The 18,065-nt window shown below is 55.7% G+C and carries 16 protein-coding genes; 8 read left to right on the forward strand and 8 right to left on the reverse strand.

Translation table 11 applies throughout. The features are described 5' to 3' along the window. The first annotated feature begins 169 nt into the window (after positions 1-169). Complete coding sequence (locus G462_RS0106540; protein ID WP_051326576.1) at positions 170-1,078, forward strand: MBL fold metallo-hydrolase; 909 nt, start codon at positions 170-172, stop codon at positions 1,076-1,078. A 3-nt stretch (positions 1,079-1,081) separates the two neighbouring features. Here the strand turns inward: G462_RS0106540 and G462_RS21915 are convergent, their stop codons facing one another. The 8 genes from G462_RS21915 to nifL form a co-directional block, all read right to left on the reverse strand. Next, positions 1,082-3,010 carry a putative bifunctional diguanylate cyclase/phosphodiesterase gene (locus G462_RS21915; RefSeq protein WP_169720145.1) on the reverse strand — a complete coding sequence of 643 codons (1,929 nt, stop codon included), beginning with the start codon at positions 3,008-3,010 and terminating at the stop codon, positions 1,082-1,084. Positions 3,011-3,274: 264 nt separating this feature from the next. Then, positions 3,275-4,207: a phosphate/phosphite/phosphonate ABC transporter substrate-binding protein gene (locus G462_RS0106550; protein WP_026958289.1), complete on the reverse strand. Its 933-nt coding sequence runs from the start codon at positions 4,205-4,207 to the stop codon at positions 3,275-3,277. Positions 4,208-4,517: 310 nt separating this feature from the next. Then, positions 4,518-6,590: a metallophosphoesterase family protein gene (locus tag G462_RS0106555; protein ID WP_026958290.1), complete on the reverse strand. Its 2,073-nt coding sequence runs from the start codon at positions 6,588-6,590 to the stop codon at positions 4,518-4,520. A gap of 228 nt (positions 6,591-6,818) precedes the next feature. Beyond that, positions 6,819-7,475, reverse strand: coding sequence for a nitrogen fixation protein NifQ (locus G462_RS21920; RefSeq protein WP_051326578.1), 657 nt, complete (start codon positions 7,473-7,475; stop codon positions 6,819-6,821). Next, positions 7,468-7,752: a 4Fe-4S binding protein gene (locus G462_RS0106565; protein ID WP_026958291.1), complete on the reverse strand. Its 285-nt coding sequence runs from the start codon at positions 7,750-7,752 to the stop codon at positions 7,468-7,470. Before G462_RS0106565 ends, G462_RS21920 begins: the two co-directional genes overlap by 8 nt. Continuing rightward, positions 7,752-9,074: a nitrogenase cofactor biosynthesis protein NifB gene (gene nifB / locus G462_RS0106570; protein ID WP_084404961.1), complete on the reverse strand. Its 1,323-nt coding sequence runs from the start codon at positions 9,072-9,074 to the stop codon at positions 7,752-7,754. The genes G462_RS0106565 and nifB overlap by 1 nt, the downstream gene beginning before the upstream one ends. A gap of 139 nt (positions 9,075-9,213) precedes the next feature. After that, positions 9,214-10,758: a nif-specific transcriptional activator NifA gene (nifA, locus tag G462_RS0106575; protein WP_035476997.1), complete on the reverse strand. Its 1,545-nt coding sequence runs from the start codon at positions 10,756-10,758 to the stop codon at positions 9,214-9,216. Further along, entirely contained in the window at positions 10,758-12,308 is a 1,551-nt protein-coding gene (gene nifL, locus G462_RS21925; RefSeq protein ID WP_051326580.1) for a nitrogen fixation negative regulator NifL, read from the reverse strand. The genes nifA and nifL overlap by 1 nt, the downstream gene beginning before the upstream one ends. Before the next feature lie 327 nt (positions 12,309-12,635). Here nifL and rsxA point away from each other — a divergent pair, with 327 nt between their 5' ends. Genes rsxA through G462_RS0106615 form a run of 7 tightly spaced genes read left to right on the forward strand, consistent with a single transcriptional unit; the run spans position 12,636 to position 18,012 of the window. Beyond that, positions 12,636-13,214 (forward strand): electron transport complex subunit RsxA, encoded by a 579-nt coding sequence (gene rsxA, locus G462_RS0106585; protein ID WP_026958294.1) that lies wholly within the window; start codon positions 12,636-12,638, stop codon positions 13,212-13,214. Positions 13,215-13,225: 11 nt separating this feature from the next. Continuing rightward, entirely contained in the window at positions 13,226-13,753 is a 528-nt protein-coding gene (locus tag G462_RS0106590; RefSeq protein ID WP_035477001.1) for an RnfABCDGE type electron transport complex subunit B, read from the forward strand. 48 nt (positions 13,754-13,801) lie between these two features. Further along, complete coding sequence (gene rsxC, locus G462_RS0106595) at positions 13,802-15,280, forward strand: electron transport complex subunit RsxC (RefSeq protein ID WP_026958296.1); 1,479 nt, start codon at positions 13,802-13,804, stop codon at positions 15,278-15,280. Then, the gene (locus G462_RS0106600) at positions 15,277-16,269 is read left to right on the forward strand and encodes an RnfABCDGE type electron transport complex subunit D (protein ID WP_026958297.1); all 993 of its coding nucleotides are present in this window, start codon (positions 15,277-15,279) and stop codon (positions 16,267-16,269) included. Before rsxC ends, G462_RS0106600 begins: the two co-directional genes overlap by 4 nt. A 27-nt stretch (positions 16,270-16,296) precedes the next feature. After that, positions 16,297-17,052, forward strand: coding sequence for an RnfABCDGE type electron transport complex subunit G (locus G462_RS21930; protein ID WP_051326581.1), 756 nt, complete (start codon positions 16,297-16,299; stop codon positions 17,050-17,052). Continuing rightward, positions 17,027-17,749 (forward strand): electron transport complex subunit E, encoded by a 723-nt coding sequence (locus G462_RS21935; protein WP_051326582.1) that lies wholly within the window; start codon positions 17,027-17,029, stop codon positions 17,747-17,749. Before G462_RS21930 ends, G462_RS21935 begins: the two co-directional genes overlap by 26 nt. Beyond that, positions 17,749-18,012 (forward strand): RnfH family protein, encoded by a 264-nt coding sequence (locus G462_RS0106615; RefSeq protein ID WP_026958298.1) that lies wholly within the window; start codon positions 17,749-17,751, stop codon positions 18,010-18,012. The genes G462_RS21935 and G462_RS0106615 overlap by 1 nt, the downstream gene beginning before the upstream one ends. Positions 18,013-18,065: the final 53 nt, after the last annotated feature.

An 18,065-nucleotide genomic window follows, 5' to 3' on the forward strand; every position in this document is an offset into this window, starting at 1 on the left:
GCTCTGATATAAGCGCAGCCACATCGCCTACACTTGATGGTTATACCCGAGCAACCTCAAGATACTTGTTCGGTTCTAAGCGAGTGATCGCCATAGCCGCGTTAACTGTAGTCTTGCTAAACACCCATGGCGCAGTCTCAGCCATCCACCGACAAAAAAGGAATAACACATGGAAGGAATCAGACGACTACCGATCGCTGCCCTATTGATTAGCTGCCTGTGGCTAGTGCTAAGCCAACCTTTGAAAGCCAACGAGGTCAGCTTCGAGGTTCAAGAGCTCGCCCCTGAGCTGTACATGCTCTCCGGTAAGGGCGGCTTCACCGGCGGTAATATCGTGGTGCTAGACGGCCAGCAAGGCAGCGTGATGATCGACGATGCCCTGCCCGATCACCTCGCCCTGTTGGTCTCAACCCTGGAATCGATGAAGATCGCGCCAATGCGCTTTTTGCTTAACACCCACTTCCACGCCGACCATATTGGTAACAACGAAGCCTTCGGCAAGGCAGGGGCACAGATCGTCTCCCACGAAAACCTGGGCGCCTATCTGGCCGAGCACGGCATCCGCTCGCTCAGTGGCAATATCCCGGTTGAGCAAGCCGGTCAGCCGATGATCACCTACTCAGAGTCCTTGGGCCTGCACCTTAATGGCCACAATATCGAGATGATCCACCTGCCCGCCGCCCACACCAGTGGCGACTCCGCAGTAGTGTTTAAAGACGCCAATATCATCCACCTCGGCGACGTGTTCTTTAACGGGTTGTTTCCGTTTATCGACTTAGATGGCGGTGGCACCCTGCAAGGCTATATCGCCGCCCAGCAGACCATTATTGCCCTGTCTGATGACAACACCATCTTAGTTCCCGGCCACGGCCCGGTGGCCAAACGTGACGACCTGCAGCGCGCCAACACTATGTTGGTTGAGACTAGCGAGATCGTGCAAAAGCATCTGGACGAAGGAAAAAAACCACAGCAGATCTTGGAACTCAATCCACTTGAGGGCTACGAAGGCGACTGGAGCTGGGGCTTTATCACCACCGAGAAGATGACCATGCAGCTGCTAAATGCCATGGGGCATTAATCGCTAGCCTCGCACGTTCTCCACCCCCGGCTGACGGTAGTACGCCAAAAACTGTTCAGCCGGAATGGGTCGAGAAAAGAAGTAGCCTTGTGCAATATCACAGCCCGCTTGAGACATAATGTTGCTCTGCTGAATATTCTCAACCCCCTCTGCCACCACGCTTATTTGTAGGCTTTCAGCCAAGCGGATCAAGGCAATACACAGGGCGCGATCAACCTCGTCCTCACATAGGTCGGCGACAAAGCTACGATCGATCTTCAAGCCATCGACCTTAAACTTGCGCAAATAGCTCAGCGAAGAGTATCCGGTACCAAAGTCATCCAACCAAACCGGTATCCCCAGATGGCGAAGCTCCACCAAGTTGTCCATTACCCGCTGCTCGTCGGTTAGCAGGGAGTTTTCGGTAACTTCAACATGCAACCAATGACGTTGTAGGCCGAAGCGCTCCAAGTTTTCAGCAAAGCTTGTCGCAGCATGCTCGCGACTCAGCTGCTTAGCCGATAGGTTGATTGCAATATAAAAATCATCATCAACCTGACTAGCCCAGTGCTGCCGCTGCTGGCACGCCTGCTCAATCACCCACTCACCCAGTGGGATGATCAAACCTGTGGCCTCGGCAATCCCTATTAGCTCATCAGTCGGCACCATGCCTAAACTCGGGTGCCGCCAACGCAGTAAGGCTTCAGCGCCAATCACTTGCTGGCTCTCAAAACTGAGCAAGGGCTGATAGAACAGGGAAAACTGCTGGCAATCACATAGCGCTTTGTGAAGCTCTCGCTCCAACAGCCCTTTGCGGGCAACCGCATCGCCCATTTGCTGATTGAAGTGGCGATAGGTGCCTTTACCCGCGCTCTTGGCTGCATACATGGCAATGTCGGCATTCTTTATCAGCTCAACGGCGCTTGTGCCAGCATTTGGCGATAACGCGATACCAATACTACAGCCGATGAACACCTCATCGCTGCTATCTTCCAAGATGAAGCCTTTGGTGAGTACATCCACAATGCGTCCAGCGATAACATCGAGTTGCAGCACATCTTCCACGTCGGGAATGCACAAGAGAAACTCGTCGCCTCCCACTCGCGCCAACACGCAGCTTTCATCCCGCATATCGAGCGCCGATGCGACCATATCGCTGGCCCGTAAGTTGTGTTCAATCCGCTTAGCCACTTCACAAAGCAAATGGTCCCCCGCTCGGTGGCCATAGTTATCATTGACCGCTTTAAACTCGTCAAGATCGACGAAGATGACCGCAATATTGTGCTGTGTTTGCTCAATCACCCCAGAAACAAACTCAATAAAACGCAAACGGTTGGGTAGCTCGGTGAGCGCATCGTGATAGGCCAAGAACTCGACTTGCTCGGTGCGCTCCTTCAGGTTCGTGCTCATTGCATTAATCTCAGCCGCCAGTTCTCCCACTTCATCACTGCGCTTAACGCAGTTGGGTCTTGAGTAATCACCTCGCCCTATGTATTTGGCTTGTTTGACCAAGGCGAGGATCGGGCGGCTCCAGGCACTCGCTAGCCACGCCGACAATACAACAGTGACCGCCATTACCACCACTACCGCCAGCAAAGACCCTAACAGAGCATCGCGAATACTGCCTTCGTTAATCCGGGCGATAATATTGGCGGTGTCGGCGATATCTTGATTAATGGTTTTTAGCGAATAGCTTAGGCTCAGGCCACCCAACAACTCGTCACCAATGAACAGCGGCTCAGCAACCGTAAGGGTATTCTCAGCGAGGCGGTGGTAGTGCTGCTGTTCCTGCAATACAGTGTTCAGTATCTCTGGCTGCTCAAATGGACTACCGTAGGCCTGCATGACCTCTTGCCCATTGTGAATAATGGTACCCTCAGCTGAGAACACAACCACCTCAATGACTTCCTCAGAGTTCAGCGCTGGCTCAAGAAGGTCAAAGATACCCTCCATATCAAACAGATAAATAGGATTAATCAGAGCTTCTGAAAGGTAACCTAAGGTGTAATGTGCCCGTTGCTCCAACTGAGATATCAGGCTACTGCTGACATCTTTACTCGAGTGACTAAGTAAATGCTGTGCATGGTGTTTGAAAATATATAACTGAACTATCAGTAACAGAATCAAGGCAGCCAAGGACGAAAGTATGCTGTATACCGTTAGCCGCCCTTTTAACTTCATAAGTTGATACTCTTCTACCGAGCCCTACACATGAGACTAGTAAAGCTGCTCTAACAACGGCGCCGCTTTCTCGACCCAATCGATACTGTTTTGAACGGCTTGGTCAAGCTCATCAAACTGGGCGGTTTTCTTGTATTGACTCAACGCATCTTGCCCTTGTTCATCCAAGTGTGCTGAGAGCATCACCTCGGTTAATGCTTGTTTAAGCTCGATCGGCAAACCCGGGCGAGCCACCTGCAGTGCGCGGGGAATAGCTATAGAGGAAGCGAAGATTTCAAGCTCTTGGCGCATTGCCGGTGGGATCTCTTTTTCCCAGTCCAGGTTACTAAATGCTGCAGCAGCAGCTTGCCCATTAAACACCCATGCCGACATGTTCACTTCACCGCTGGACGAGGAAATTTCGTCAACAAACACATAGCCAATCGAATCAGCAGGTGGCATATCACGCAATGAGGCTTGCTCATACAAGGTGAAGCCTTGTTCTAGTAACATGATAACGGGGACAAAATAGGCACTGGTTGAATAACGGTCTTCAAATACCACCGTCTTGCCAAGTAGTTGATCGAACGACTGAATCTCGCTGTCTTGCCGGGAGAAGAACACACTGCTGTATTCCGCCACCCCACTTTTCCAGCGACGCGCCAGCAGCTCAGCGCCAGCTTCGTTGACCAGAGTCACCGCAGAGAACACTGTATCGGACACCATGTCGACTTTGCCCGCCTTCATCCAGCGAACCATTTGCTCCAGGTTAGTCGCTACCATCACTTTGGACTGAGTAACGCCATGGTCTTGTAGCTGCGATACCAGATATTTTGCGAAAGGGGTTGTGCGTTTTACCGCTTTCTTTGGGTTAGTGCTAATGACTCCCAAAACTAGCGTTGCATCATCGGACTTGGCAGAGTACGCGGATGGGGGAAACAACAAAAACAAACTGATGACTACGGCCAATACTTGATACTGCTTACTCATGCCACCTGCCTTTGACTAAATTTCACTCTACTAAAGATATAGTCCATTCGGCTCAAGTCTTAACCGTCGTGGCGCTGCAAACCTGCGTTTTCAGCGAGTTAAATGAAGCCATGCTTCGCCAAGCTCATTAGTGAGTGTAAAGACATTAAAGAGAACCTTTTTTAATCAGTTCGTTAGCCTGACATAACTACTTTTTTATTAATTAATAGGCTAAAAGAGCTGTAACGAAAAAGCCCTCACAGGGTCGCGAGGGCTTAGATTTCACGAACATTAGATTCTACTAATAAGAAGAACTCTGTTTAGCATCTATCTAACGATACACGTTACCGCTCATATCCATCACATCGCCGCTGCGCGTGTCGATCAGGAAGTTATCCGATGGTGCACGGTTGTAGAGCATTTCCAAGATGGTGAAGATCACACCGAACTGCTCCTTGAACACCTCGCCCACTGGGTGGTTGTGGTTATCTTCCAGTACGCTGACATCCATATCGCGCAGCGCGCCCGATACCAGCGCGTATTGCGCTACACTCTCTTCGGTGAGCTGCCCAACCTTGATGGCCAGCTCGTCGGCGTTACGCAAGCGATAGAAGTCGGTCAGCAAATCCATGCCGCTCCATACAAAGTCACGCAAGTGCATGCCATTCTCAAGCGCGAGAGCTTCGGCTTTCAAGGTGGCATTCGCCCAATCTTGGCGGAAGGTATCACCGATGTTGCTGTTAAAGGCACAAGCGTCAGTGTTTGGCAGATCAATAACTGAAGCCAGCTCACAGGTGGTGATATCCGTCTCCAGTTGCGACAAGATCATCATCTGACGACCGTTGATATGCTCGATCATGTGCTTAGTCTCACCCGGCCAGCGACTGGCCCAGCCCTCAGCCAGCCCCATGATGTGGTAATCATTCATCTCAACGTAAGAGCGAGAACTTAGTACACGCTCGTTCCAAGTCGCACCAGCGGCCTTCTCCAAGCGGTAGTGCTCAAACAGTTGATCAAAGTCGCGCACATCATCCATTACCACGGTCTCCACCTCGATAATGTCGCTGTTATCCAGCGTCACCAGCTTGTAAGCTGGCACATAAGCCGCTAGCGATGGCGCCTGGATGTTCACCAAGGTGTTGCCTTCGCTGCTTACCGTGGAGGTGGTGTTGTAGTGCATGTGTCCACCCACGTGCAGCTTGATGCCCATAGCCGCAAGCTGCTCGCTGATGCTATTGCTAGGTAGGCGGTGATGTTGCAGGAAGTTGGTTTCAACGCTTTCAAAGTAGTCTTCTGCCACCTCATACGCGCCGCCGTAGAAATCATCCATTGGGTAGTGGCTAAAGGTCACGAGTTTCTTGCCTTGCTCCTCAGCGCGAGTAACCACATCTTGCATCCAGTCAACCAGGTACTCTTTGTGGCTGAATACGTGGTCCCAACCTTTGTTTTGAGCACCGCTGTAAGACCCCGAATCTTCTGGGTTTATCGCCGCAGAGTCGTTCGGTAAGAATACGGTCGAGTCGAGACTTAACACCCAAAGGCCTTCGATTGGCTCAACTAAGTAACTGGCGTCAAACTGCATAGAGCACACGCCGCGATCGTTAGCGGTATTGTAATCACCACCGGTACCGTCTGCGCAGATTTCATGCTGACGGTTAGCCAGCGCAGCCTCTTCTTTCGCCAAATCAAAGCTATAGTCGTCGCGTAGCGCCTCGCTGGTAAATGGCGTCTCGAAGTAGGCATACTCTTGTTTCGGGAAGAAACCATGGGCGCCCATGTCAGTCATCACATTGCCCATCCCTTGGTGGATAATCTCATGAGTACAGATAGTGTTCTCATCTCCACTCAGGCAGTCACCGTGACCCAAACTGCGGATATTTTGATTCTGATAGTCCACGCCAAGGTAGTCGCTTTTACCGGCTTCGTGATCGAAAGGACGAACCGGGTCATGGTTACCCGGCGCGGCGAAGAACTCCATTCCGTACTTGTCGGTGTATTCTTGCAGCATCTTATCCATACCGCGCAAGTGCACCGGCTGGCCGTCATCACTGAAATCCCCCGGCATCGCTACCAGCTTCACGCCGCGTTCAGCCAGATCATCCAGCGCAGCGCGCAGGGCGAAGTAGTTTTCGTTGAATAATCGGGTTGAGCCGAGCTGAGCGCCCATGGTACGAATGGTCGCATTGGGGTTGCCTTCGTAGCTCACCAATCCTTCAAAGGCTTGGTTTCCGCCCTCGGTAGAAAAATCAGCATACACATCATGGAAGTGAATATCCGACATAAATGCGATGCTAACTGGGTCTTTTAGTCCACCACGATCACCGTCATCGCTGGAAGAAGAACTGCCACAACCACTTAGTAAAGCTGCGCTGGCAAGCGCAAGGGCGCTGATTTTAAAATGCATGATTACTCCTCGAAAATTAAGCGAGGTGCAATCTAGGAACGAAAAATGACAGTTAGATTAATGATTTACTACAGATATATTTAGCGACATTTTATCCCGCCATAAATTGATCTAAACGGCATTTATACCACCCATAGCGTTACATTAGTGATAAACACACGCAGCCGTTTGTTGCCCTAGTGTATTAATTTACTTATTGGTAAAGCACTTCTACACAACATTTATTACTCAATCTTCCGGCGCAAAACACTCGCTAAAAGAGCTGCATTCGCCACAGCTTGGTGCCCGGCAGACATAATCGCCCCCGTTTTGGCAAAGCTGCCGATAGAAAAAACGCTTCCAGCGCATACGCTGGGTATTGGCCGCAGCAAGCGCCGGAAAGTAAAAGTGCAATAACACCCCTAGCTCCGCTCGCGTGCTCAAGCCCAAGCTACTCCAAAGGTGCGAGGGCGCCATGCAGGCGTGCACGATGATCTCCAGCATCCAGTGGTTGGCCGGGTCCTGATGGTCGCGACAATGCTCAAGCAGCAAGGCGCGCAAGCTCTGTAGCTCGTCGGCTTTTAATTGGCACATCTGCTGATACAGCTCGGCGCGCTGGCCGGTCGGTGAGCTAGCTTGCCACTGCAGGTTGAGCTCGCTGAGCTCGGGCACGGCGAGCCAATCGAGTAGTTGTTGATAGTCGCCATCATTGAGCCCGACACCATAGGGCAGTGCCGCCAGCCCTTGTAGCTGGGCAGCTACAATCTGGCGAAACCACTGCTGTGGCTCTGGCGCGCTTTCAGTCTGAGCACTATTAGCCGGAGAGCTAGCAGACTGAGCGGTGTGAAGCGGAATCACCTCGCCGCTGGCGCGCGGATCCGCTTGATCGTTAAGTGAGTTAAACATGGCCTGCCAGTTCCGTTAGTTGAATCACCTGTTCTTGCTCACAAGGAATGCCAGTCAGGCTACCGAGTGGGTTGAGGGCACGCCCTTCGTTGTCGACGATGGCACATTCAATGGGGCAGATCTCACCGCACTGGGGCGGATTGGGTTGGCTGACACACTCATCGCAGCGATGGGCATTGATGGCATAGCCGTGGGCATCGCGCACCACCGCTTTTTGCGGGCACACCAATTTACATGCGTTACAGCCAATACAGCTGCGGGTTATCCGTAGTGCCATTAGCCACACTCCTTAGCGCAGGAACCTTGCGCGCTCTTCTCAAGCAATTGCTGGCGGATCTGCTCTAGGGCCTCCGGTGTTGTCTTGAGCGCCAGCTCGGTGTTGACCGAGATCCCTGCCTCTTGCAAGGCTTGGCGCGGCGGCAGACCGATCCGGCTACACAGCAACACATCGACCCCTTCCAGGGTATGCAGTGCCCGACTCATCCGCAGCTGGGCTTCGTCCTCATCACACTCGTTTTGGCCGCGGCAATAGGCCTCGATATCCCGTGCGGCCAGCGCTTCGACGCCGGCCTTACCGACACGGAAAAGGTCAAAGGATTTGGCATAGCCAAAGTGTTGGTCGATGTACTCGCCGCTGCGACTGGCCACAGCTACCGTCAGCTCGGCAGGTACCACCTCTGGTATCTCATCAACATTAACCTGCTCGCCCAACTTGCCGACCGCATCAGCGCGACACTGCTGGCAGTGGGTCATCTGCGCCATGCTCACCCCGGCATCACTGCGAGCCTGAGCCAACTCCTCGTCAGTCGGTCCGCGTTGGCCCATCAAACCAAAGTAAGTCCCGTGGGCCGGGTCGGAAATCAGCGGCATAACGTTATGAACAAAGGCGCCATAGCGCTGCAACTCCTCGGCCAGCTCTGCAATATGCCAATCGTTGATTCCGGGGATCAGCACTGTATTGACCTTGACCAACATGCCCGCCTCGATGGCCAGTTTTAGCCCCTTCAATTGACGATCAATCAAGGTTTGCGCCGCGTGCTTGCCGCGCAAACGACGACCATTGAAGTAGACCCAGGCATAGATCTGCTCGCCAATGGCGGCATCGATACAGTTGATGGTAATGGTGAGGTGCTTAACACCTATCTCTAGAAGCTTGGGTAACTGATCTTCCAGCTCCAAGCCGTTGGTGGAGACACAAAGGTGCACCTCATCGTCGTGCTGCCCGACCGCTTTCAGAGTTGCCAGCGTGGCATTGGGGTTGGCCAGCGGGTCGCCTGGCCCGGCAATCCCCACCACTTGGGTCTCTGGGATGCGCTGCTTGACCTTGGCAAAGCGCTGCACCGCTGCGGCGGGCGATAACAGGCTGGAGGAGACACCCGGGCGTGTCTCATTGCTACAGTCAAACTTGCGATTACAGTAATTGCACTGAATGTTACACGCTGGCGCGACCGCTAAATGCATACGCGCAAACTGGTGGGCGCCCTTGGAGAAGCAGGGATGCTTTTCTACCAATGCGGCCTGTTCGGCACTCATGTTCGGTGGCGGCGAAGATGCGGAGCAAGCTGACTGTGAGGCGGATTGTGAGGCGGATCGAGACATAATCGAATTCCAAACATCTATTACGGTTAATAGCTGTGTTGCAATTCACATACCCTCAATCTATTTCCTTATTTTTCATGAACTTAAACAGATTAGAAAAGACAATTGTCGACCCCACGATCGACAATTGTCACCTTTGCTACAGCTGGCGCATCTGGATGTTCATCACCTGAATGCGATAAGCAATCTGGCGCGGGGTCATGTTCAGCAGCCGTGCCGCCTTGGCTTGCACCCAGCCGGCTTGCTCCAGCGCGGCAATCACCCGCTCCCGTTCGTCCAGCTCAGGATCCTCCAGATTAGCCTTGGCCACTTTGGCACTTGGCCGGCTGATGGTAATCGGCTCCATATGGTCGAGCATGATCAGGTCTTGGTCGATGCGGCCACTTTCACTCATCACCGAGGCCCGCTCCAACAGGTTCTCGAGCTGGCGCACGTTGCCCGGCCAGTGGTAGCTCATCATCAGCCGCAGCGCGCTATCGCTTAGGGTTAACTCACGCTTTTGCTGCTTGGCGATCTTCTCCAACAGAAACTGGGCCAGCTCGGGTAGGTCTTCGATGCGGTCGCGCAATGCTGGCGGATAAACCGGCATCACGTTTAAGCGATAGTAGAGATCCTCGCGGAAATCACCTTCGGTCACCGACTCTTCCAGGTTGACGTTGGTCGCAGCGATGATGCGCACGTCCACCACTTGGGTCTGCGCACTGCCGACCCGTTCGAACTCGCCTTCCTGTAGCACCCGCAACAGCTTGGCCTGGAAGGCCGCCGAGATCTCGCCGATCTCATCGAGGAACAGGGTGCCGCCATCGGCCAGCTCAAAGCGGCCCTTGCGCTGTTTCACTGCGCCGGTAAAGGCGCCCTTCTCGTGGCCGAACAGCTCCGACTCAAGCAGGTTATCTGGCAGCGCCGCACAGTTGAGCTTTACAAAGGGCCCAGCGGCGCGCGGCGAGTTGTAATGGATGGCATTGGCGATCAGCTCTTTACCGGTCCCCGACTCACCACGTACCAGCACGGTGCTGTCCCATTTCGATACCAAGCGGATCTGCTCAAACACCCGGCGCATCGCCTTGCTGTGACCAACAATGCTGTCCAGCCCATAGTTGCTGCGCACCTTACGGCGCAGGCGGTCTCGCTCCTGCTGCAGGTTATCGGTTTGCACCGCCACATCCTTGGCCAGCAGCACGCTGCGGGTTACCAGGCTGGCGGTCATATCCATAAACTGGGTGAAGTTGGCCAGTAGCTCTGGGTCAGCCACCTCTGGCTGGGCGGCCAGTACCCCGATCACCTGCTGGTCTTTACTCAGCGGCACCGCTATAAACGGCAGGTCCAGCGAGTAAAGGTCCAGCTTGTCGCTAAAGCGCATATCATTCTCGACTCGGCTTAACACGATCGGCTGTTTGCGGCTGAACACGGTACCGATAATCCCTTCTTCGCTGCGGTAGCGGGTCGATTTAAACTGCGCTTCGCGGCCCGGTGCATGCACCTTTTCCACCTCCAGCAGCTTGCCCTGCTCGTCCACCAGCGCCAATATCGCATGCTGCAACATCGCCTTGTCGTGCATCACCTCCAACACCTTGGCGATACTCAATTGGTAGTCCAGGCTGCTGGTCAGCACACTACACACTTCATAAAGCGCCGCCAAATGGCGCTGGGCCAACTTGGGGCAGGCATTTGCTGTGGTTACCATCACTCACCTCCCTGACGATCCGATGGCAGTGAGATCACTACCTTGCTTCCTCCCAAGGAGGAACGATGAAACTGCACCAAGCCACGATGCTCGCTGATCACCTGTTGCACAATGCTCAGGCCCACCCCGCGACAGCCGCTACTGGTCATTGGCTTGGTACTATAAAAAGGCTGAAAGATCTTAAGCTTGAGGCTCTCATCGATGCCCGGCCCGCTATCTTCCAATACAAACTGCAGGTCGCCATCGCGCTCCATGGTGCTGATCACGATCTCCCGCTGGGCGCACTTGTTGAACTCAATCGCTTCAATGGCGTTGTCGAGCAGTTGCTTGAGTGCCACCCGCAAGCGGTTGGCCTGCCCGGTCACCGACGGTAGCACCCCGGTTAGCTTGAGCTGCACGCTGACCGAGCCTTGCAGCAGTCGCTGATTACTAATCGCGGTGACGTCGTGTACCAGTTGATTGAGGTTGACCGGCTGACGGGCTTCCTGCGGACGCTCCGGCAGAGCCTGCTGCAACTGTTCGATGGCCTGGCTGCCCGCCTCAACGCCGATCTTCATCGCCTCAACCCGCGGACAGGCGCGGCCACTACTACAGAAGAAATTCACCGCCGCATCAATCATGTTGATCGGCCCTTGGATCTGATGAATCGCCGCCTGCAGTGCCTCCTGCATGGTGTGCAGAGCCTCGGACTCGGCAGTCATTCGCGCCAACTCTTGGATCCGTTGATGTTCGCGACGCCGCTGCTCCTTGGTGGTTTCGGTCATGGTCAGGATGTAGTAATCCGATGGCGTGTTAGCGAAAAACTTATCAACATCGAAGCGCTGAAACGGTAGCCGCGATACCTGGCAGCTAAACCAGCGTTCCCGCGCCATCGCTGGGGTCTTAACGCTCAGACTCCAGCCTTCCTGATTGCAGTTACTCAAGGCAAAACAGCCTTGAGTCCGCTGCTTGTATTGCTCCAGCACTAGGTCGGCGGGCTCTTGCTCAAAATCGCTCACCAAGGTTTTGTAGCTAAGGTTATCCAGCACCACCCGGCCTTCTTCATCGAGCATTGCCACCGCCACCGGTGCAGCGTTGAGGATCCCTTCCAGCAGGCTCTTTTGGTTGTTTAGGCGGGTTTGCAGGTCGTGGCTTTCGGTGACGTCCTGGTGGATCCCCATATAGTGGGTAAGCTTGCCGCCCTCATCGAACAGGCCCGCGATGGTGACATCCGCCAGATAGCGCTCACCGTTTTTACGGCGGTTGATCAAACAGCCCTGCCAGCGATCGCCCTTGCGGATCTGCTCCCACAATGATTGATAGAGCGCCTTGGGTGTGGTCTTGTAGCTAAGTAAGGAGTGATTGACTCCTTTTATCTCCTCAAGGCTATAGCCGGTCACCTCGGTGAAGTTAGCGTTCACATACTCGATCTTGGCATCAAGGTCGGTGACCGAGATAGCCACGGGTGCCTGGGCCAAAAGTTGCAGGTACTGCCCTGCCAACGGCATCTGGGAAAACAAGCTGTCGAGTCCATCGTCCAACGCTTGCTCTGTGTGTTGCGTATCACTCATAGGATCCTCACTCCTTGGTCCAGTTAAAAGTGATAATGCAATCAGTATTCCTGCATGGGGGAGTAGCCGTGCCACAAGCGCGTTTAGTTCGAGCTTGTTTGATTTGTGACAAACTCCACAGTCCTTTTTGTGGCGATTGTCGGCTTTGAAACCTCAATGTCAGTAAGTGCTGTCACCCGCCACACCACGCCATGCGGGGCTTAAGCCCCAAAATAGTGCTCCGCTGCCCCATGGTATGCCTTGTGCAGTCACTCTCCTTATACAGCGCAATGGACCGCTCAGCTCCCCGAGCGTCCAGATAAGCCACACAAGCAAGGAGAGAGCGCAATGAGCGAATATCTGTTGGTGTTTGTTGCCACGGCGGTGGTGAACAACGTGGTACTGGCGAAGTTTCTCGGCCTGTGCCCGTTTATGGGTGTCTCCAGCAAGGTCGACAGTGCCTTAGGCATGGGGCTGGCCACCACCTTCGTGCTCTGCCTAGCCGCCATCGCCGCCTGGCTACTGGAAAGCCTGCTGCTCGAGCCGCTAGGGCTTGGGGTGATGCGCATCCTGGTGTTTATCCTGGTGATCGCCGCCGTGGTGCAACTCACCGAACTGCTGATTCAGAAATATAGCCCCGGTCTGTATCAGGCCTTGGGGATCTTCCTGCCGCTGATTACCACCAACTGCGCGGTCCTCGGGGTCGCACTGTTGGTCATTCAAGAGAAGATGAGCCTGCTTACCACGCTGTTCTATGCCTTCGGCAGCGCGGCCGGTTTTACCTTGGTGATTGTGTTGTTCGCCGGACTGCGCCAACGCTTGGTGCTGTCGCGCGTGCCCGAGGCCTTCACCGGACTGCCGATAGCCTTTATTACCGCAGGCATCCTGTCGATGGCCTTTATGGGCTTTGCCGGCATGGTCAAATAAGGAGAGATGCGATGATGATAGTCCTTTCACTGCTAGCCCTAACCTTATTAGGTGCCTCACTCGGTGGCGCGCTGGGTTGGGCCTCGAAAACCCTCAAGGTCGAGGGCGATCCGCGGGTCGATGAGATTGAAGCGATGCTGCCCGGCGGCCAATGCGGCCAGTGTGGTGAGCCCGGCTGTCGCCAAGCGGCCGAGAAGATGGTCTCTGGCAGCCTGTCGCCCAACTGCTGCCCGCCCGGTGGTAAAGGTCTGGCGGCCAGCGTGGCCGAGCTACTCGGCATTAGCCTGAACGACGACGGCGAGCAGGTCACCATGATTGCGGTGATCGACGAGAGCAACTGCAGCGGCTGCACCCGCTGCTTTAAGGCCTGCCCTTTCGATGCCATTGTCGGTGCCAGCAAGCAGATGCACACCGTGATCTCTCAGGTGTGTACCGGCTGTAACCTGTGCGCCAAGGCCTGCCCACAGGGCTGCTTAACCATGCAACCACAGGCCGTCCAGCCGCATACCTGGAACTGGCCAAAGCCCCAAGTAGCTTAGCTACTCAACTAGAGCGGCCTAGCCACGCAGAATTAAAAGGAGCCGAGCATGTTTTTGTCCGCACGCCCCTTCGCCGGGGGCATTCATCCCAAGGGCTTTAAAGAGCTGACCGAAGATAAGTATATCGACCGGCTCGACTCGCCCGATCATCTCTATCTCAATCTTCAGCAACGCAACGGCGCTAAGCTGGTCTCGCTGGTCGAGGTGGGCGAAACGGTGTTTAAAGGCCAGCTACTAGCCAAAGGTAGCAGCGATATGGCGGTGCCACTGCACTCGCCGGTCAATGGCAAATTAGAAGCGATTAAAGAGGTGACCAGCCCTCACCCGGCGGGGCTTAAAACCAGCTGCATGGTGCTGTCAAACAATGGCGACCCGCGCTGGGGCGAGGACCATCGCCCCTGTGATTATCGCCAGCTCACCCCCGAGCAGATTATCCAAAAGGTGTTGAACGCCGGGATTGTCGGCCTCGGTGGCGCGGCCTTCCCCACCGGAGTGAAGCTGCGCTTGGCTCGCCAGGCCAAGGTCCACACCCTGCTGATTAACGGCGGCGAGTGCGAACCCTACCTGACCTGTGACGATCGACTGATGCGCGAACAAGCGGCCGAGATCGTCTCAGGGGTACAAATGATGCTGAAGGCCTTGGGCGCCCAGCAAGCGATCATCGCGGTGGAAGATAACAAGGGCGAAGCCATCGCGATGATGGCCGATGCCATCGCCGAGCTACCTCAGATTTCACTGAAAAGCGTGCCTAGCCTTTACCCGATGGGCTCGGAGCGCCACCTGATCAAAGCGGTCACCGGGGAGATGGTGCCGCCGGGGCAGCTCAGTACCAAGCTCGGCATCCTGGTAAACAACGTCGCTACCGCCCGCGCAGTATTCCATGCGGTGCGCTTCTCTCGTCCGCTGATTGAGCGGGTGATTACCGTATCCGGCGCAGCGGTGGAGGAGCCCGGCAACCTGGTGGTGCCGATCGGCACGCTGGTATCCCAGCTTATCGCCCAGTGTGGCGGCCTAAAGGTCGATGCGGCCCGCTTAGTCGCAGGCGGTCCGATGATGGGCCAGGCTCTACCTTCTCCCTTTGTGCCCACCGATAAAAGCATCGGCGGGGTGCTGGCGCTAACAGAAAGTGAACTGCGCCAAGAGCAGAGCCACGCCTGTGTGCGCTGCGGTAGCTGTGTGGAAGCCTGCCCAATGGGGCTGATGCCCTTTCAGATGGCGGCCTACAGCCGGGTTTCCGATTGGCCGCAGGCCCAGCACTTTGGGCTGGATAACTGCCTGTTGTGCGGTGCTTGTAGCTATGTCTGCCCATCTAAGATCCCACTGGTGCAGTACTTCCAGCATGCCCGAGGCAACCTCAATGCCCAGCGTAGCATGCGCCAAAAATCAGCCCACGCCCGCGAGCTGACTCAAGCTCGCCAGCTGCGCCTAGCCAAAGAGGCTGAAGCCAAAAAAGCCGCCAAGGCGGCCAAAGCCAGTAAGCGAAAACGCCCGGCCCGCCGCCGCGCCGCTTCAGGAGGTGAAGAATGAGCAAGATGTTAGCCCTGGCGTCGCCGCATACCCATGCCGGAACGTCGACCACCCGTTTGATGTATATCGTGGCCGCCTGTCTGCTGCCCGCCGCGGCGGCCGGCGTGCTGTACTTTGGCCTGCCGGCGCTGATCGTGCTGGCCAGCTGTATTGCCGCCGCGTGTTTATCGGAGTGGCTCTGTCTGTTGCTGCGCCGCCGCGATTGGCGGGCCTGTATGGACGGCTCGGCCTTGTTAACTGGTTTGCTGCTGGCAATGAGCCTGCCCGCCTCCACCCCATGGTGGGTCGCGGCCTTTGGCTCGGCCTTTGCCATTATCATCGGCAAGCAGGTGTTTGGCGGGCTTGGCCACAACCCCTTTAACCCGGCAATGCTCGGGCGGGTGATGCTGCTGATCTGCTTTCCGGTGGAGCTCACCGATTGGCGCGCCATCGCCACCCCTGACTTTGCGGATGGCGAGATTATCTTAAGCGCCGCCTGGCAGGGCATCGATGCCATCAGTGCCGCCACCCCGCTGTATAACATGGCCGAAGGGTTGAGCCTGGTTGAGCTGGTAAGCGGTGCCCACCCCGGTAGCTTGGGCGAAACCTCGTCGATACTGATCTTGCTTGGTGGCCTGGCACTGGTGTGGCTGAAGATTATCCGCCCGGTGATCCCGGTGGCCTTGCTGCTTGGCCTAGGCGCGCCGGCGTTAGTCGCCCACTTAATCGCCCCGGAGAGCTTTGATTCGATCCTCCACCACTGGCTAAGTGGTGGCACCATGCTAGCGGCCTTTTTTATCGCCACCGATTTGGTCAGTTCGCCCACCAGCAACAAGGGGCAGTGGGTGTTTGGCTTGGGTTGTGGCCTGCTGATCTGGCTGATCCGCAGCTTTGGCAGCTATCCCGAGGGCGTGGCCTTTGCGGTGCTGATTATGAATGCTGCCACCCCGGTGATCGACCATTATCTGCGCCCAGCAGTGTTCGGCAGCCAGTCGGCTCACCTGCAGTAATCACGCGCATCAAGGAGGAGTTAGCCCATGCAAGATGTCGCCAAACCCAGCCAAGCCAAGCTGTCACAAAGACTAGAACAAACCATGGAGCAGGTGCGCGAGCACACTTGGTATCAGTCGGCCTCACTGGCCATCGCGGTTGCGCTATGCAGCTCGCTATTGCTGCTGCTGAACAGCTTTACCGCCCCCGCCATCGAGCAGCGGCTGCGCGAAGACAAGCTCGCCGCCATCGATATGGTGATCCCAGCCAGTTACTACCACAACGCCTTGCTCGACACCGAGCAGCGCTTCGAGTTCGATGGCCAAAGCTACCTGTGGTATCAAGCCAGCGATGAGCTTGGCCAGCCCTCCGGCTATGTACTGCAGGGCCAAACCCCGGGCTACGCCGGAGCCATCGAGTTTTTAGTCGGCCTCGACCAACAGATGCAGATCCTCGGGGTGCGGGTGCTCAGCCATGCCGAGACCCCGGGCCTGGGCGATAAGATTGAGATCGCCAAGGACCAATGGATTACCAGCTTCGAGGGGCTCAGCCTCAGCAATACCGCCACCAGCCAATGGGCGGTAGAGAGAGATGGCGGCCAGTTCGACCAGTTCACCGGCGCGACCATTACCCCACGTGCGGTGGTGTATGGGGTGCACCATAGCCTGCAAGCGCTGGCCGAGCAGCTCAAGCCAGTCGCCGAGCAGCCTGCCAACCTTCCTCCCCTCAGTCTTCACAGCCCTCATCCTTCACACTTGGACCAACAGGAGTCAGCTCATGAGCAACTATCGCAGCATTTTTAAAGACGGCCTGTGGGATAACAACGTGGTGCTGGGCCAGTGTCTGGCGCTTTGTCCGCTGCTGGCGGTTACCTCCACCGCCACCAACGGCTTGGGACTGGGGCTGGCGACCATGGCGGTGATGATCTGCGCCAACGTGGCAGTATCCTGTTTGAAGCCCTTTATTAGCCGGGCGGTGCGGATCCCGATTAATATCTTGCTGATCGCCTCCTTGGTGACCATGACCGACCTTATCCTCAACGCCTGGCTGCACCCGCTGCACAAGGTACTGGGGCTGTTTATTCCATTGATTGTGACCAACTGTGCGATCCTTGGCCGGGTGGAATCCTTCGCCAGCCGTAACTCCGTGCTGCCCGCCCTTGCCGATGCCGTGGCGATGGGCCTTGGCTTTACCTGGGTGCTGGTAGTACTGGGCGGACTGCGCGAGGTACTCGGCTCTGGCACTCTGTTCGCCAACGCCAGCATCCTGCTCGGCCCCGCCTTCTCCTTTATGGAGCTGCAGGTGATTGAGGATTATCGCGGGATGTTGCTATTAGTGCTGCCGCCGGGAGGCTTTATCGTACTCGGTGGCCTGCTGGCCCTGCACCGCCTGCTTAAGGCGTGGCTGGAGAAGCCTAGCGAGCCCGACGTTGAAGCGCTTTCGTTAAAAGAGCCCGTCGAAGAGCCCGGCGAACAGCCGTCTGTAGAAGGAGCCCGCTAATGCATGTCAGTATTGCCTACGCCACCCCCGAGCAGCAGCTATGGCTGGACCTGGAAGTGCCAGAAGGCGCCACCGCCATCCACGCCATCCACCAAAGCGGCATCCTCGACCTGTTCCCGCAGATCGATCTACAACAACAAAAGCTGGGGATCTTCGGCCGCTTTGTGGGCTTGGACAACCCCTTGGTCGAAGGGGATAGGGTGGAGATCTACCGCCCTACCACCTGGCGACCCGATGATGATGACGAAGATGATGATGACTAAAAAAAGGCTCGCGAAATGCGAGCCTTTTCGTTAGTTACAGATGAGGTTTAGCG

This window comes from Aliagarivorans taiwanensis DSM 22990, from assembly GCF_000429505.1.
Classification (GTDB): Bacteria; Pseudomonadota; Gammaproteobacteria; order Enterobacterales; family Celerinatantimonadaceae; genus Aliagarivorans; species Aliagarivorans taiwanensis.

What these genes read in the sequence shown, in the direction of transcription:
- G462_RS0106540 (WP_051326576.1), top strand. Translation starts at nt 170, where the DNA reads ATGGAAGGAATCAGACGACTACCGATCGCTGCCCTATTGATTAGCTGC.
- G462_RS21915 (WP_169720145.1), bottom strand. Translation starts at nt 3,010, where the DNA reads ATGGAGGGTATCTTTGACCTTCTTGAGCCAGCGCTGAACTCTGAGGAA.
- G462_RS0106550 (WP_026958289.1), bottom strand. Translation starts at nt 4,207, where the DNA reads ATGAGTAAGCAGTATCAAGTATTGGCCGTAGTCATCAGTTTGTTTTTG.
- G462_RS0106555 (WP_026958290.1), bottom strand. Translation starts at nt 6,590, where the DNA reads ATGCATTTTAAAATCAGCGCCCTTGCGCTTGCCAGCGCAGCTTTACTA.
- G462_RS21920 (WP_051326578.1), bottom strand. Translation starts at nt 7,475, where the DNA reads ATGTTTAACTCACTTAACGATCAAGCGGATCCGCGCGCCAGCGGCGAG.
- G462_RS0106565 (WP_026958291.1), bottom strand. Translation starts at nt 7,752, where the DNA reads ATGGCACTACGGATAACCCGCAGCTGTATTGGCTGTAACGCATGTAAA.
- nifB (WP_084404961.1), bottom strand. Translation starts at nt 9,074, where the DNA reads ATGTCTCGATCCGCCTCACAATCCGCCTCACAGTCAGCTTGCTCCGCA.
- nifA (WP_035476997.1), bottom strand. Translation starts at nt 10,758, where the DNA reads ATGGTAACCACAGCAAATGCCTGCCCCAAGTTGGCCCAGCGCCATTTG.
- nifL (WP_051326580.1), bottom strand. Translation starts at nt 12,308, where the DNA reads ATGAGTGATACGCAACACACAGAGCAAGCGTTGGACGATGGACTCGAC.
- rsxA (WP_026958294.1), top strand. Translation starts at nt 12,636, where the DNA reads ATGAGCGAATATCTGTTGGTGTTTGTTGCCACGGCGGTGGTGAACAAC.
- G462_RS0106590 (WP_035477001.1), top strand. Translation starts at nt 13,226, where the DNA reads ATGATGATAGTCCTTTCACTGCTAGCCCTAACCTTATTAGGTGCCTCA.
- rsxC (WP_026958296.1), top strand. Translation starts at nt 13,802, where the DNA reads ATGTTTTTGTCCGCACGCCCCTTCGCCGGGGGCATTCATCCCAAGGGC.
- G462_RS0106600 (WP_026958297.1), top strand. Translation starts at nt 15,277, where the DNA reads ATGAGCAAGATGTTAGCCCTGGCGTCGCCGCATACCCATGCCGGAACG.
- G462_RS21930 (WP_051326581.1), top strand. Translation starts at nt 16,297, where the DNA reads ATGCAAGATGTCGCCAAACCCAGCCAAGCCAAGCTGTCACAAAGACTA.
- G462_RS21935 (WP_051326582.1), top strand. Translation starts at nt 17,027, where the DNA reads ATGAGCAACTATCGCAGCATTTTTAAAGACGGCCTGTGGGATAACAAC.
- G462_RS0106615 (WP_026958298.1), top strand. Translation starts at nt 17,749, where the DNA reads ATGCATGTCAGTATTGCCTACGCCACCCCCGAGCAGCAGCTATGGCTG.